This is a genomic window from Azospirillum doebereinerae, assembly GCF_003989665.1.
Taxonomy (GTDB): domain Bacteria; phylum Pseudomonadota; class Alphaproteobacteria; order Azospirillales; family Azospirillaceae; genus Azospirillum; species Azospirillum doebereinerae.
The window spans coordinates 11,392-25,879 of sequence record NZ_RZIJ01000014.1 but is presented as its reverse complement, the minus strand read 5'-3'; the positions used below and the strand labels follow the sequence as shown (position 1 = coordinate 25,879).

8 protein-coding genes are annotated in these 14,488 nt (G+C 69.9%); 3 read left to right on the top strand and 5 right to left on the bottom strand.

Features of this window, described 5'->3' with window-relative positions:
- Window positions 1-8: 8 nt before the first annotated feature.
- Genes EJ913_RS17520 through fdnG form a run of 3 tightly spaced genes read right to left on the bottom strand, consistent with a single transcriptional unit; the run spans window position 9 to window position 4,684 of the window.
- A complete protein-coding gene (locus tag EJ913_RS17520; protein ID WP_127000185.1) occupies window positions 9-638 on the bottom strand; it encodes a formate dehydrogenase subunit gamma in 630 nt (209 codons plus the stop codon).
- Window positions 635-1,603: a formate dehydrogenase subunit beta gene (gene fdxH, locus EJ913_RS17515; RefSeq protein WP_244939396.1), complete on the bottom strand. Its 969-nt coding sequence runs from the start codon at window positions 1,601-1,603 to the stop codon at window positions 635-637. Before fdxH ends, EJ913_RS17520 begins: the two co-directional genes overlap by 4 nt.
- Before the next feature lie 3 nt (window positions 1,604-1,606).
- Window positions 1,607-4,684, bottom strand: coding sequence for a formate dehydrogenase-N subunit alpha (fdnG, locus tag EJ913_RS17510; protein WP_483398295.1), 3,078 nt, complete (start codon window positions 4,682-4,684; stop codon window positions 1,607-1,609).
- Window positions 4,685-5,160: 476 nt separating this feature from the next.
- Between fdnG and fdhE the strand changes: the two genes are divergently transcribed.
- Both fdhE and EJ913_RS17500 read left to right on the top strand, forming a co-directional pair.
- Entirely contained in the window at window positions 5,161-6,054 is an 894-nt protein-coding gene (gene fdhE, locus EJ913_RS17505; RefSeq protein ID WP_127000183.1) for a formate dehydrogenase accessory protein FdhE, read from the top strand.
- Between the two features lie 197 nt (window positions 6,055-6,251).
- On the top strand, window positions 6,252-7,097 hold the full coding sequence (locus EJ913_RS17500; RefSeq protein WP_127000181.1) for a hypothetical protein: 846 nt from the start codon (window positions 6,252-6,254) through the stop codon (window positions 7,095-7,097).
- 83 nt (window positions 7,098-7,180) lie between these two features.
- On the opposite strand, the gene EJ913_RS17495 is transcribed toward EJ913_RS17500, so the two are convergent.
- Window positions 7,181-9,337: a cache domain-containing protein gene (locus EJ913_RS17495; protein ID WP_244939395.1), complete on the bottom strand. Its 2,157-nt coding sequence runs from the start codon at window positions 9,335-9,337 to the stop codon at window positions 7,181-7,183.
- Window positions 9,334-10,677, bottom strand: coding sequence for a sigma-54-dependent transcriptional regulator (locus EJ913_RS17490; RefSeq protein WP_244939394.1), 1,344 nt, complete (start codon window positions 10,675-10,677; stop codon window positions 9,334-9,336). Before EJ913_RS17490 ends, EJ913_RS17495 begins: the two co-directional genes overlap by 4 nt.
- A gap of 329 nt (window positions 10,678-11,006) precedes the next feature.
- Between EJ913_RS17490 and EJ913_RS17485 the strand changes: the two genes are divergently transcribed.
- Complete coding sequence (locus tag EJ913_RS17485) at window positions 11,007-14,471, top strand: DEAD/DEAH box helicase (RefSeq protein WP_127000179.1); 3,465 nt, start codon at window positions 11,007-11,009, stop codon at window positions 14,469-14,471.
- Window positions 14,472-14,488 lie beyond the last annotated feature (17 nt).

Genomic DNA, 14,488 nt, shown 5'->3' with positions numbered 1-14,488 from the left:
CCCTTCCATCAATGCCCGCCGCTTTCCTTCCCCGTCACCTGACGGTACCAGCGCGGGTGGTGCTTCTTGGCCCAGGCGTGGGTGACGACGCCCTCGACCATCGCGCGGATGGTCCCCTGCACCCACAGCGCCGCGTAGACGTGGACGATGATGCCGGCGATGAGCGCCAGCGCGCTCGTCGCATGGACCAGCAGGGCCAGACGGATCACCGGGATCGGGAACAGCCCGGCGAAATACGGCCGCCACGCGATGAATCCCGAGCCGAGCAGCAGGATCATGCAGGCGACCATCATCCAGAACATGCCCTTCTGGCCGCCGTTGTAGCGCCCGATGTCGCCGACCTCGTTGCCCTTCATCACCTCGCGCACCGACATCATCCACTTGACGTCCTCCTTGTTGAGGAGGTTGTGGTGGGCGTAGCGGAAGAACTGCCGGGCGAAGGCGAGGAACATCACCACGCCGACGAAGGGATGGACGATGCGCGCCAGCTGCGGCGTGCCGAAGACGCCGGTCAGCCAGAAGAAGGCCGGGTAGAAGAAGGCCAGCCCCGAGATCGCCAGCAGCACGAAGCAGACCGCCACGATCCAGTGGTTGATGCGCTCGGCGGCGTCGTAGCGCCGGATCAGTTTTTCCTTCATGACAGCGCGTCCTCCGGTTGCTTTTGCTTTTCGACGAATTTCGGGCCGCCCTGGCCGCCGGCCGGGCTGTCATGCCCACCCGTGGGGCTGTCATGCCCGCCAGTCTCCTCCTCGTCCTCGTCGGCGCGGTTCGGGCCGACGGTGATGTAGTGGAAGAAGCCGAACAGGCCGGCGGCGGCGACGCCCAGCGTGGCGAGCGGCTTGAGGATGCCCTTCCACAGGCTGACCGTCAGGCTGATCGCCGGATTCTCGGGCAGGCCGGAATAGAGCTGCGGCTTGTCGGCGTGATGCAGCACGTACATCACGTGGGTGCCGCCCACCCCGGCCGGGTCGTACAGCCCGGCCTGCTCGAAGCCGCGCGACTTCAGGTCGGTGATCCGGGTCTCGGCGACCTCGATCATGTCCACCTTGGAGCCGAACTGGATGGCCCCGGTCGGGCAGGTCTTGACGCAGGCCGGCTCCTGCCCCACCGCGACGCGGTCGGAGCAGAGGTTGCACTTGTAGGCCTTGCTGTCGACCGTGCTGATGCGCGGCACGTTGAACGGGCAGCCGGAGACGCAGTAGCCGCAGCCGATGCAGTTCTCCTGGTGGAAGTCGACGATGCCGTTCTTGTACTGGATGATGGCGCCCGGCGACGGGCAGGCCTTCAGGCAGCCGGGGTCGGCGCAGTGCATGCAGCCGTCCTTGCGGATCAGCCACTCCAGCTTGCCGTTCTCCTCGACCTCGTTGAAGCGCATCACCGTCCAGGCCTGCGGGCCCAGGTCGACCGGGTTGTCGTAGACGCCGGTGCAGGTGCCCACGTCGGCGCGCAGCTCGTTCCATTCCGAGCAGGCGACCTGACAGGCCTTGCAGCCGATGCAGACCGACACGTCGATCAGCTTGGCGACCTCCTGCGGGTTGCGGGCCTGCGGGGTCTGCGTCGGCGTGGCGGAGCGGCGCAGGATGTCCAGGGATTGCAGTGCCATGATTTACGCCACTCCGATCTTTTCGACGTTCACCAGGAACGCCTTGTATTCCGGGGTCTGGGTGTTGCAGTCGCCCACCGCCGGCGGCAGGGTGTTGGACAGGAAGCCCTTCTTGGCCACCGTCTCCCAGCCCCAGTGCAGCGGGATGCCGATCTGGTGGACGGTGCGGTTGGTCACCGTCAGCGCCTTGATCCGCTTGGTCACCACCGCCTTGGCCTTGATGTGGCCGCGCTTGGAGCTGACCTGCACCCAGTCGCCGGCCTTGATGCCCTTCTCGGCCGCCAGCGCCTCGCCGATCTCGACGAACTGCTCGGGCTGGGCGATGGCGTTCAGGCGCACGCCCTTGGTCCAGAACTGGAAATGCTCGGTCAGGCGGTAGGTGGTGCCGACATAGGGGAACTGGTCATGGGTGCCCAGCCGCTCGCGGTCCGCCTTGAACATGCGCACCGCCGGGCTGTTGACGACCTTCGGGTGCAGCGGGTTGGTGCCGAGCGGGCTTTCCATCGGCTCGTAATGCTCGGGGAAGGGGCCGTCCACCAGCTTGTCGGTGCAGAACAGCCGGCCGACGCCCTCCGGATTCATGATGAAGGGGTTCATGCCCTCGCTCGGCGCCGAATCCACCTTGAAGTCCGGCACGTCGGCCCCGGCCCAGGCGGCGCCGTTCCACGAGATGAGATTGCGCTTGGGATCCCACGGCTTGCCCGACGGGTCGCAGGAGGCGCGGTTGTAGATGATGCGGCGATTGGCCGGCCACGCCCAAGCCCAGCCCGGCGTGTTGCCCAGCCCGGCGTCGGTGTTGTCGCGCCGCGCCATCTGGTTGCCGGCCTGCGTCCACGAGCCCGCGAAGATCCAGCAGGCGCTCATGGTCGAGCCGTCGGCCTGCAGGATGGCGAAGTTGGGAAGCTGCTCGCCCTTGCGGGCCAGGAACCTGGTCGGATCCTTGGGGTCGGGGATGTCGGCCAGCGCGCGGCCGTTCATCTCCTTCGCCAGTTCCTCCGGCGTCGGCTCCAGCGGGTTCTTGTAGGGCCAGGACAGGTTGAGGATCGGCTCGGGAACCGCGCCGCCCTCCTTGCGGTAGAGGTCGCGGACGGCGACGAACAGCTCGGCCAGGATCTCCTGGTCGGTCTTGGCCTCGCCCGGCGCGTCGGCGCCCTTGTAGTGCCATTGCAGCCAGCGCGCCGAGTTGACGATGGCGCCGTCCTCCTCCGCGAAGCAGGTGGAGGGCAGGCGGAACACCTCGGTCTTGATGCCGGCGGTGTCCACGTCGTTCATTTCGCCGTGGTTCTGCCAGAAGGACGAGGTCTCCGTGGTGAGCGGGTCGATCACCACCATGTATTTCAGTTTGGCGAAGGAGGCCGCCGTCTTGCGCGCGTCCGGGAAGGAGGTCAGCGGGTTGAAGCCCTGGACGATGAAGCCGTTGACCTTGCCGTTGTGCATCAGGTCCATGACCTGGAGCACGTCGTACATCTTGTCCCACTTGGGCAGCCAGTCGTAGCCCCAGTCGTTCTCCTTCGTCGCCTTGTCGCCCCAGAACCACTTCAGCAAGCTGACGAAGAACTTGGGCGTGTTGCCCCAGAAGTTCAGCTGGCCGTCGGCCTGCGCCTTGGGCGTGTTCCTGGCGATGTAGTCGGCGAAGGTCGGGTTGGCCTTCTCGGCCGGCAGATTGAGGTAGCCGGGCAGGCTGGTGGACAGCAGGCCCAGATCCGACAGCCCCTGGATGTTGGAGTGGCCGCGCAGCGCGTTGACGCCGCCGCCCGGCATGCCGATGTTGCCCAGCAGCAGCTGGATCATCGCCATGGTGCGGATGTTCTGGGCGCCGACCGTGTGCTGGGTCCAGCCCAGCGCGTAGAGGATGGTGGCGACCCGGTTGCGCACCGCCGTGGCGCCGAGCTGCTCGCAGACGCGCAGGAAGCCGTCCTTGGGCGTGCCGGTCAGGTCGGTGACGACGTCCGGGGTGTAGCGCGCGTAATGGGCCTTCATCAGGTTCCACACGCAGCGCGGGTTCTGGAGCGTCGGGTCGGTCTTGGCCTTGCCGTTCTCGTCGAACTCGTAGTTCCACGAGGCGCGGTCGTACTGGCCCTTGGCCGCGTCGAAGCCGCTGAACAGCCCGTCCTCGAAGCCGAAGCCCTCGGCGACGATGAAGCTGGCGTTGGTGAAGGCCTTGACGTAGTCCCACTGGATCTTGTCGTTGGCGACCAGCCAGTTGATGACGCCGCCCAGGAACACGATGTCCGACCCGGCGCGGATCGGCATGTATTCGTCGGCGACGGCGGCCGAGCGGTTGAAGCGCGGGTCGACGACGACGAGGCGCGCCCCCCGCTTCTTGGCCTCGATCGCCCATTTGAAGCCGACCGGGTGGGCCTCGGCCGGGTTGCCGCCCATGACCAGGATGAAGTCGGCGTTCTTGATGTCGACCCAGGTGTTGGTCATCGCGCCGCGCCCGAAGGTCGAGGCGAGCGCCGACACGGTCGGGCCGTGGCAGACGCGGGCCTGCGCGTCGGTGCCGACGATGCCGAGCGAGCGCATGACCTTCTGCGTCAGGATGCCGGTCTCGTTCGACGAGGCCGACGCGGTCAGCATGGCGGTGGACAGCCAGCGGTTGACGGTCACGCCCTCGGCGTTCTTGGCGACGAAGTTGGCGTCGCGGTCGTCCTTGATGTGGCGGGCGATGCGTTCCACCGCCTCGTGCCAGGAGATCCGCTTCCACGTGTTGGACCCCGCCTCGCGCACCTCGGGGTGCTTCAGGCGGTTGGGGCTGTGGATGAAGTCGAGCAGGCCGGCGCCCTTGGGGCAGAGCGAGCCGCGGCTGACCGGGTGGTCGGGATCGCCCTCGATGTGGATGATCTCGGCCTTGGCGTTCTTGGCCCCGTCACCCAGGCTGTACATCAGCAGGCCGCAGCCGACCGAGCAGTAGGGGCAGGTGTTGCGGATCTCCTTGGCGCGGGTCAGCTTGTACTGCCGCACCTCGGCGAGCGCCTCGGACGGGAGGAAGCCGAGCACCCCCATGCTGGAAGCGGCGAGACCGCCAGCCGTGACCTTGATGAACTGCCGCCGTGTGACTTGCATGGGCGTGATGGGCATGGAACCTCCCTCGGTGTTCGGTTGTGCCGTGACCGGGGCGTTGGGACCCGGAACTGGGGCGCCGGCCGGAACCGGCGCCCACGGCGCGACCGCCCTTAGGCAGATTCCGTGCCAAGACGGAAAGCCGTACGTATGTCATGGTTTTTTGTTTGGTCCCACAAGCAATGTGGACATTTTGTCCCGAACGCGACGGACAAAATGTCCCGTTCGCGCCGTTCATGGACATTTTGGACAGCGGGTCGAAGCGGACGGGGTAAGCCTTTTGCGATTGATTCTCAAGTGGTTGGCGGGTGAGCGGAATCAAGAAGCGTCGTTCGTCAAAGACACGGTTGGCTGATCCAGCGCAGGGTGGGCCACCGTCCCGGTGGGCTAGGATGGACGCCGCCGCCTGTCCCGCTCCGGAGCGGACGCGCCCGGATAGCCCTGTTCTTGCATACGGCCCCGCCGCCATCCTTCGACGAAGACGAAAGCCACCGATGATTTCCGTGCCCCATCCCGCCGCCGATTCCGCCACCGAGGCGACCACCGCCGCCATGGCCGCCGCCGGTCTGGTGCCCGGTCAATCCCCGGCGCCGCTGCGCCTGCCCGATCCGGCCCGCCTGTTCCAGCGCCGCGCCGCCCGCCTGCGCGCGCTCGCCTCCGGCCACAGCCTGGGCGGCTGGCTGTCCTTCGTCGCCACTTTGGCCGACGCCCAGCACGCGCTGGTCGCCGAACCGGCCTCGGCCCCGCCCGCCGCGCAATGGCGGGACGATCTGCGCGCGCTGCGCAGCCGGCTGGGCGACGCCGTTCCGGTCCCCGCCCGCCCGGCTTTGGACGCGCTGGTCCTGGCCGATGCCGAGACCCTGGACGCGCTCGCCGACCGCCTGACCGGGGGCCGGCTGGAGACCGCCGACCTCGCCGTCACGCCCTTCGTCGCCGCCGCGTTGCAGGTCGCCTGGACCCGCGACGCCGCCAAGCGGGACGCCGCCGCGACCGCCGTCCACGCCACCGCCCACGCCTGCCCGGTCTGCGGCGGCGCGCCGGTCGCCGGGGTGCTGCACGTCGGCATGGAGGCCGGCGGCCTGCGCTACCTCCATTGCGGCGTCTGCCACACCGCGTGGCACCATGTCCGGTCCGCCTGTGTGGCCTGCGGCGACGGCAAGGAGGTCAGCCAGCGCTTTGTCGAGGGGCAGGGGGAGGGCGAGAAAAGCCCGGTTCGGGCCGAGACCTGCGACGCCTGCCACAGCTATCTGAAGCTGCTGTTTTTGGAGAAGGCGCCGGACCTCGATCCCGTGGCCGACGACCTCGCCACCCTGGCGCTCGACATCCTGGTCGGCGACGAGGGCTACCAGAGGATTGGTGGGAATCCGTTCCTGGTGCTGGCGGGGTAGGCTTCGATTGCCTCCGCCCTGCCTTCCCCACCGGGCGCTGCGGCACGCAGGATCCCGCATTGGCAGCAATCAGCCGATGCTTCGAAGCCTCTGGCATGCGGCGGCCCCCTGAAAACCGCATTTTCTCAAAATCCTCCACGAAAGGAATATTTACCTATAGGCTGGGGCTCCCGTTCCCGTCCCCCCGGAGCCCCGCCATGCCCCTCGACGCGCCCGCCACCGACTTCCCCCTTCCCCGTTGGGCCGAGGAGCCTCCGGTCCCGCCGGACGGCTCCCTGGTTCCCGGCTCGCGCTTCGCCGAGGAGCAATGGGTGATGGCCGCCGGGATGCTGGCGCGCGGGTCCTCCTTCCTGCACGTCGCGCGCGCCCTGGGGTGCAGCCGCACCACGCTGTGGCGGGCCTATTACGGCTCGCAACCCCTGCGCGTGCGCGTCTGGTGGGAGCGTCAGGCGCTGAACCGCGAGGCGGAGCTGCGGCTGTCGTCGCTGCGCGATCTGGTGGCGCAGCAGGTGGAGCGGCTGGTGTCGGCGGGCGATCCGGCGACGGTGCGCTGGGCGGCCGACCGCCTCGGCCTGTTCGGCGCGCCGGACGCCGCGCCTTTGTCTCCCTCTCCCGTCCCGGGAGAGGGAAGGGGCCTGCCGCGCAGAGGTGGGAAGGGTGAGGGGCTATCGGAACATGGACTCAGTACCACACCCGATAGCCCCTCACCCTCCCCACTTCGTGGGTCCCCTCCCTCTCCCGGGACGGGAGAGGGCTTCGGCGCCACAGGTGATCGCACTGGCTTGCAGGATCGGGCGGCGCCCCCGATGCCCGCCCCGCCCTCCGCCTTCGACGACGACGCGGTTCCCGGCGCCTTCCGCGAACCGGTCCTGCCCGATCCCGCCATCATCGCCGCCATCCTGGCGCAGCCGGAAGCGGACGGCCCCAAGGGCGCCTATCCCTGGACCCTCAACCCCGACGACGCCTACCCCAGCCTCGGCTCGGCGGAGGAGCGGCGTGGCAAGGGGCCCTGCGGGTGGCTTGGCAGCGGGCGCGCCGGATGACCGCCGCCCGCCGGAACGGAACACGGAACGGGCCGGAAAAACGTTCCACGGTGTTTCAAACGTTCCAAACCGCCCGCCGCCCTTCACCCCCCGCCCGGTTTCAGCAGCCGCGCGGCGAACAGCGGGGCCGAGGGCTGTTCCGAATAGCGGGCCTGCCGGCGCAGCCACAGCGAGAATCTCGTGCGGCGGCCGGGGGTGCTATCCACCGTGATCCGCCCGCCGTAGCGCTGGACGATGGCGTAGCTGATCGACAGACCCAGCCCGGTCCCGGTCTGGTTCTTGGTGGTGAAGAAGGGGTCGAAGATGCGGTCGAGATCCACCGCCGCGATGCCGTGGCCGGTGTCCTCGACCCGCACCAGCGCGCCCTCGAAGGGGTCGCTGTCCGCCGCCCAGTCGTCCGGGTCGATGTCGCGGCTCTCCAGCGTCAGGGTGCCGCCGTCGGGCATCGCCTGCATGGCGTTGACGATCAGGTTGATCAGCACCTGCTGCAACTCGCCCCGGTTCATCTCGACGCTGCCGGCCGCCATCAGCCGGGTCTCCACCGTCACCTTGCCGCGGTTCAGATTGTGCCGGGTCAGCACGAGGCAGTCGGCCAGCACCGCGTTGACCCCGGTCGCCTCGGCGTAGCCGGCGAAATCGCCGGGGCGGGCGAATTGCAGCAGCTTGGTGACGATGGCGTGGATGCGCTGGGTCTGCTCGTCGATCAGGCGGATCTCCTCGCGCACCGGGTCGATGCCGTCGCCCAGCACCTCGCGCAGCAGGTCGAGGTTGCCCTGGATCACCGCCACCGGGTTGTTGATCTCGTGGGCGACCCCGGCGGTCAGCTCGCCGATGGCGGTCAGCTTCTCGTTCATCACCAGCTGCTGCTGGGCGCGGCGCAGCGTGGCGTTGGCCTCCTCCAGCGCCGCCGTGCGCAGCGCCACCTTGCGGTCCAGCTCCTCGGCCGAGCGTTGCAGCTCCCAGCGGCGGGCGGCGATGGAATCGAGCAGATGGTCGAAGGCGCGGGCCAGCCGCCCCAGCTCGTCGCGGCTGCTGGTGGGGCCGACGCGGGCGGATTCCTCGCCGGCCTCGATGCGGGCGATCACCCGGTTCATCCGCTCCAGCGGGCGGAAGATGGTGCGCGCCCAACGCAGGTCGGCCAGCGTGCCCAGCCCCGACACCAGCAGGAACAGCAGGAACAGCCCGGCCAGCGCCCGGTACAGCGCGACGCGCAGCGGCGCTTCGAGGAAGCCGACGTAGAGCATGCCGATCCGCCGACCGGCGGTGTCGGTCAAAGGCTGGTAGCCCGACACGTAGGTGTCGTCGACCACGAAGGCCGAACCGAGCCAGACCTCCCCCCGTTCCAGCACCTTGTCGGCCACCGCCTGCGACGCGCGGGTGCCCAGCGCCCGCTGGCCCTCGAACAGCCGCACGTTGGTGGCGATGCGGGTGTCGCCGAGGAACAGGGTGGCGGTGCCTTGGCTGCCCAGCGGCAGCGAGGCCTCCTGGTAGACGATGGTGTTGACGCGGTCGACGATGCCCTGGTTGCCGTTCAGCAGGACCCCGCCCTCCAGCGCGCCGGTCACCCGGCCGTCCAGTTCGGCGACGGGAACGGCGGCCTGGACCATCAGGCCGCGCTCCTCGACGCTGCGGCGGTCGGGCCGCGCGTTGCGGGTCGGCAGGAGGGGGGTGCGGGCGGTGTGGCGCAGCGCGGGGCCGAGCGAATCCAGCTCCGCCGGTGCGAAGACCTCCAGCCCGTGCCGGGCGTAGCCTTGCAGCGCGTCGCGCACCACGGACCAGTTGGACCGGTCCCGTCCGACCGGGTCGGTCTGGACGGCGAAGGCGCCGCCGACCCGGACGCGGCCCTGGGGGTCGAGCAGCAGCAGATAATCCAGCCCCTGCTCCTCGGCGGCCTCGTCGAGCAGACGGCGGATTTCCGTCTCGTTCCCCCGCTCCAGGGCGACGGCCAGGCGATGCGAGGAGGCGAAGCCCTCCAGCCGGGTGCCCAGCGCCGCCTGCACCCGGTCGAAGAACTGGCGCGCGGTGCCGAGGTCGGAGCTGACCTTGGTGACCAGCAACTGGTCGTAGCCCTGGGTACCCCAGAACCAGACGATCAGCAGCAGCACCGGCACGCCGAGCAGCAGCGGCGCCAGCACCAGGGTCAGCAGCTTGACGCGGACCGATCCGGCGAAGGCCATGACCGCGCGCTTGGTCCAGGCGCGCGGACTCCAGGCGTGGGGACCGGCCGGCGCCGTGGTCACGGCTCGACGCCCCATTCGGCGCATTTGCGGTCCAGAGTCTTGCGCGAGACGCCCAGCAGGTCGGCCGCGCGGGTCTTGTTGCCGCCGCATTGCGTCAGCACCGCCAGGATGTGGCGCTTCTCGACCTCGGCCAGCGGCAGGACCGCCAGCTCCGCCGGGGCGGCGTCCGGGCCGCTCCCGGTCAGATCGTTCAGGGGAAACTCCCCGAACAGCAGCGAGCGTTCCACGAAGTTGCGCAGCTCCCGCACGTTGCCGGGCCAGGAATGGGCCATCAGCGCCCGCGTCACCTCGGGCGTGACCGGAAGCGGCGGCACGGCCAGACGCAGCGACAGGTGGCGCATGAACAGCGCCGTCAGCTCCGGCACGTCCGCCACCCGCTGGCGCAGCGGCGGGATGGTCAGCGTCATCACCTCCAGCCGATAAAACAGGTCGGGGCGGAAGCGGCCCTTCGAGGCTTCGACCTTCAGGTCGCGGTTGGTGGCGGTCACCACGCGGACGTCGACCGGCACCTCCTGCTCGCTGCCGACCGGGCGGATGCGCCGCTCCTCCAGCACCCGGAGCAGCTTGGATTGCAGGGTCAGCGACAGCTCGCCGATCTCGTCCAGGAACAGGGTGCCGCCATGGGCGTAGTAGAACAGGCCCTTGCGGGAATCGCGGGCGCCGGTGAAGGCGCCCTTGGCGTGGCCGAACAGCTCCGCCTCGATCAGGTCGGCGGAGATGGCGGCGCAGTTCACCGCGACGAAGGGGCAGGCGGCGCGCGGCGACAGCTCGTGCAGGGCGCGCGCGACCAGCTCCTTGCCGACGCCGGACTCGCCTTGGATCAGCACGGTCGACGGGGTGGGCGCCACGCGGCGGACCAGGGCGCGCAGGCGGGCCATCGCGTCGGACTGGCCGACGATCTCGTCGCTGCCGGCCTTGCGCTTGGACAATTGCTGGCGCAGCGCGAAGTTCTCGCGGGTCAGCCGGGCGCGCTCGATGCAGCGGTCGATGGAGTTGAGGATCTGCTCGATCCGGAACGGCTTCAGCACGAAATCGGCGGCCCCGGCGCGCAGCGCGTCGATGGCGGTGTTCATGTCGGCAAACGCGGTGATCAGGATCACCTCGCCCGCGAAGCCGGCGCCAACCAGCTCCTTCAGCCAGTCCAGCCCGGAGCGTCCCGGCAGCGCGATGTCGAGGATGACGAGGTCGGTGTGGACCCGTTCCAGCAGGCGGGCGCCGTCCTCGGCGCTGCCGGCGGTCTCGACCCGCCAGCCGCGCCGTTCGAGCGCGCGCGACAGGAAGCTGCGCATGCCCTCCTCGTCGTCCACCACCAGCACCGACGGCTTGGGCGGGGAGTCCACGGGATCGAGGGGATCGGCGGATGCGGGGTCGGGAAGAGACTCGGGGCGCAAGGTCGTGGTGGCGGTGATTTGGGGCGGCGCGGGCCGGAATGTCCGGACGAAGGGTGAGACTATCCCGGATCGGCGCGTCCGCGCCAGCACCCAGGCTGTGGCGGATTGTCCGTTTCCGGCTGGAGAGGATGTGTCGGGCTCCAAGCCTTGACAGGGGCCGGGTTGATTGGGGAGAAGGGCGGGGAACGCGCGCGGGCATGCCGCCTCTCCTGGACACGGCCCGGTCATTCCCAGGCGCTGCGGCCCAGCGGCGACGCTTGTCCGGAGGAAACGGTTCGATGACCCTTCTGTCGTCCTTGCGGCGCCACTTCGATGCGGGCTCCTACGAGCGGGGCGAGCGCTACCAGCGCCAAGGCCGCGTCTCGGCGCTCCAGGCGGATCGGCTGCCGGACGGGACGATGCGCCTTGCCGCGACGGTGCAGGGCTCGCAATGGATCCCCTACGTGCAGAGCGTCCTGCTGCGGGTGAACGCCAACGCCGTGACGATGCTGGACGGCGAGTGCGATTGCCCGGTCGGCATCAACTGCAAGCACGTCGCGGCGGTGGCGATCGCCTGGGCGTCGCGGCCCGCCGAAGCGGGAACGGCTTCGCCCAAACCGGCACCGGCCGCGCCGGCGCTGTCGGCACCGATCAGCGATCTGCTGGAGCGGCTGGGCGAGGCGGCGGCGCGCGACGGCGGCGATTCCTATCCGGACACCGTGCGCAAGCGTCTTCTCTACGTGCTGCGGATGGAGGAGGGGCCGAACGGCCGCGAGGCGGCGGTGTGCCCGCTGTCCGTCTCGCTGCGAAAGGACGACCGTTTCGGTTCCGACGACAAGCCCTACGCCACGGGTTGGAACCAGGGACAGATCCCGGCGAAGTTCGTCACGCCCTCCGATCGGGCGATCCTTCAGTTCATGGCGCAGCAACTGTCTCATCCGTCGCATCCCGAAAAGGGCCGGGCGCTGCGCGGGGAGTGGGCGGCCGGGCTGGTCGAGCGGATGCTGCGCACCGGACGGCTGTATTGGGAGGATTTCCGCGCCAACCCGCCCTTGCGACCCGGTCCCGACCGCGCGGGAACCGCCCGCTGGACCGGCGACGACAAGGGGCGCCAGCGTTTCGACGTCGGGCTGGACACGCCGTCGGCGGTCGTGCTGCCGACGGTGCCGCTGCTGTATGTGGACGTGGAGTCGTGGGAGTGCGGATCCCTCACCACCGAGGTCGCGCCGCATCTCGCCGCCGCCCTGCTGGGCGCGCCGCCGCTGCCGCCGGCGGAGGTCGCCGCCTTCCGCAACGCCGCCGCCGTGCGGTTCGGCGCGCGGCTGCCGGTGCTGCCCGAACCGCCGGCCCGGACCGAGGCCCGCCGTGTCCGGCCACGGCCGGTGCTGCGCCTGCGCTGCGGCCGGACGCCCTACAGCCCTTTCGGCTATGGCGGGTCCATGATGGCGGTGCCGATTCCGGTCGGCGTGCTGGAGTTCGATTACGCGGGCACCCGCCTCGCCGGAAAAACCACCGCGCCGCTGCAATGGATGGAGGACGGGACCCTCGTCACGGCCGAGCGCATCCCGGCGGACGAGACGAAGGCCGCCGCCCGTCTGAACGGAACCGGCCTGATCCGCAACGAGACGCCGCTGAGCGTGGCGGGCGGACCGCCCGTCCGACGGGAGCTGTTCGTCGTGCCCGGCGACGCCTTCGAGGAATCGGCCGGCTGGCTGACCGTCTGCCACTCCGTGCTGCCCGCGTTGCGGGGGGAGGGCTGGATCGTCGAGATCGACCCGGATTTCCCCTATCAATTGGCGGAAGCGCCGGGAAACTGGTCCTTCGAGATCGGCGACGGCAGCGGCATCGACTGGTTCGGCCTGTCGCTGGGCGTCGACGTCGGCAGGGAGCGGGTCGATCTGCTGCCGGTTCTGCGGTCGGTGATCGCCGCGCTGGACGCGATCGATGCGGATGCGGTTTCGCCGGACGACGCGTTCTTTGACATCCATGACGATTTTCGGGACGGGAACGGCGCCTCCGAGGAACCGCGCGGCCTCGACGCCGCGCTGGACGCCCTGGCGCCCGACGGCATCCTGTTCGTTCCGGTCGCCGGCAACCGCTTCCTGCCGCTGGAGGCCGAACGGCTGCGGCCCCTGCTCGGCGTGCTGATGGAACTGTTCGGCCTCCAGACGGGCGACGGCGCGGTGCGGATCGGGCGGACGCATCTGGGCGACCTCGCGGCGCTGGAGGAGGCGGCCGAGGCCGCCGGGGTTCCGCTGCTGGGCGCCGATGCCGTGCGCCGGATGGCGCGGACCCTGCGCGAGGCCGGCGGCGTGCCCGCCGTATCGCCGCCGGCCGGCTTGCGGGCGACCCTGCGCCCCTACCAGCAGGCCGGGCTGGACTGGCTGCAATTTTTGGGCGCGCATGAGTTCGGCGGCATCCTGGCCGACGACATGGGGCTGGGCAAGACCGTGCAGGCGCTCGCCCATCTGCTGGCCGAGAAGGAGGCCGGGCGGCTCGACCGCCCCTGCCTGCTGGTGGCCCCGACCAGCGTGCTCGGCAACTGGCGGATGGAGGCCAAGCGCTTCGCCCCCGAGTTGCGGACGCTGGTGCTGCACGGCCCGCAGCGCAAGGCGGCGCAGGGCACGCTGGGCGACCACGATCTGGTGGTGACCTCCTACGCGCTGCTGCCGCGCGACCGCGCGATCCTGGCCGCCCAGCCCTGGCATCTGGCGATCTTCGACGAGGCGCAATACCTGAAGAACCCGACCTCTCAGGCGACGAAGGCGACCCACGGCCTCGACGCGCGGCAGCGCCTGTGCCTGAGCGGCACGCCGGTCGAGAACAACCTGGACGAATTGTGGTCGCTGTTCTCGGTCGCGGTGCCCTCGCTGTTCGGCGACCGCACCGGCTTCCGCCGGCAGTTCCGCACCCCCATCGAGAAGCATGGCGACGCCGAGCGCCAGCGGATCCTCGCCCGCCGGGTCCGCCCCTTCCTGCTCCGCCGCACCAAGGAGGAGGTGGCGGGCGAACTGCCGCCCAAGACCGAGATCCGGGAATCGGTGGAACCGCAGGCGGCCCAGCGCGACCTCTACGAGACGATCCGTCTGGCGATGGACCAGCGGGTGCGCGAGGAGATCGCCCGCAAGGGCATGGCACGCAGCCACATCACCATCCTCGACGCGCTGCTGAAGCTGCGGCAGGCCTGCTGCGACCCCCGGCTGGTGAGGCTGGAGAGCGCTCGCAAGCGGGTGGCGAAGGGGGCGGCCTCGGCCAAGCTCGACCGCCTGCTGGAGATGCTGCCCGATCTGCTGGCGGACGGGCGGCGCATCCTGCTGTTCTCGCAGTTCACCTCGATGCTGGATCTGATCAAGCCGGAGTTGGAGACGCTCGGCATCCCCTTTGTCGAGTTGACCGGTGAGACGCGGGACCGCGAAACCCCGGTCCGCCGCTTCCAGGCACGCGAGGTGCCGCTGTTCCTCATCAGCCTGAAGGCGGGCGGCACCGGGCTGAACCTGACGGCGGCGGACACCGTGATCCACTACGACCCCTGGTGGAACCCGGCGGTGGAGGACCAAGCCACCGACCGCGCCCATCGCATCGGCCAGGACAAGCCGGTCTTCGTCTACAAGCTGGTCACCGCCGGCACGGTGGAGGAGCGCATGCTGGAGCTTCAGGAACGCAAGCGCCGGCTGGGCGAGGCGGTCTACGATCAGGCCGCGACGGAGGCGGATCTGCTCACCGCCGCCGACATCGATTTCCTGTTGGCCCCCATCGACGGATGAGGCGGTCGCCGGACCCG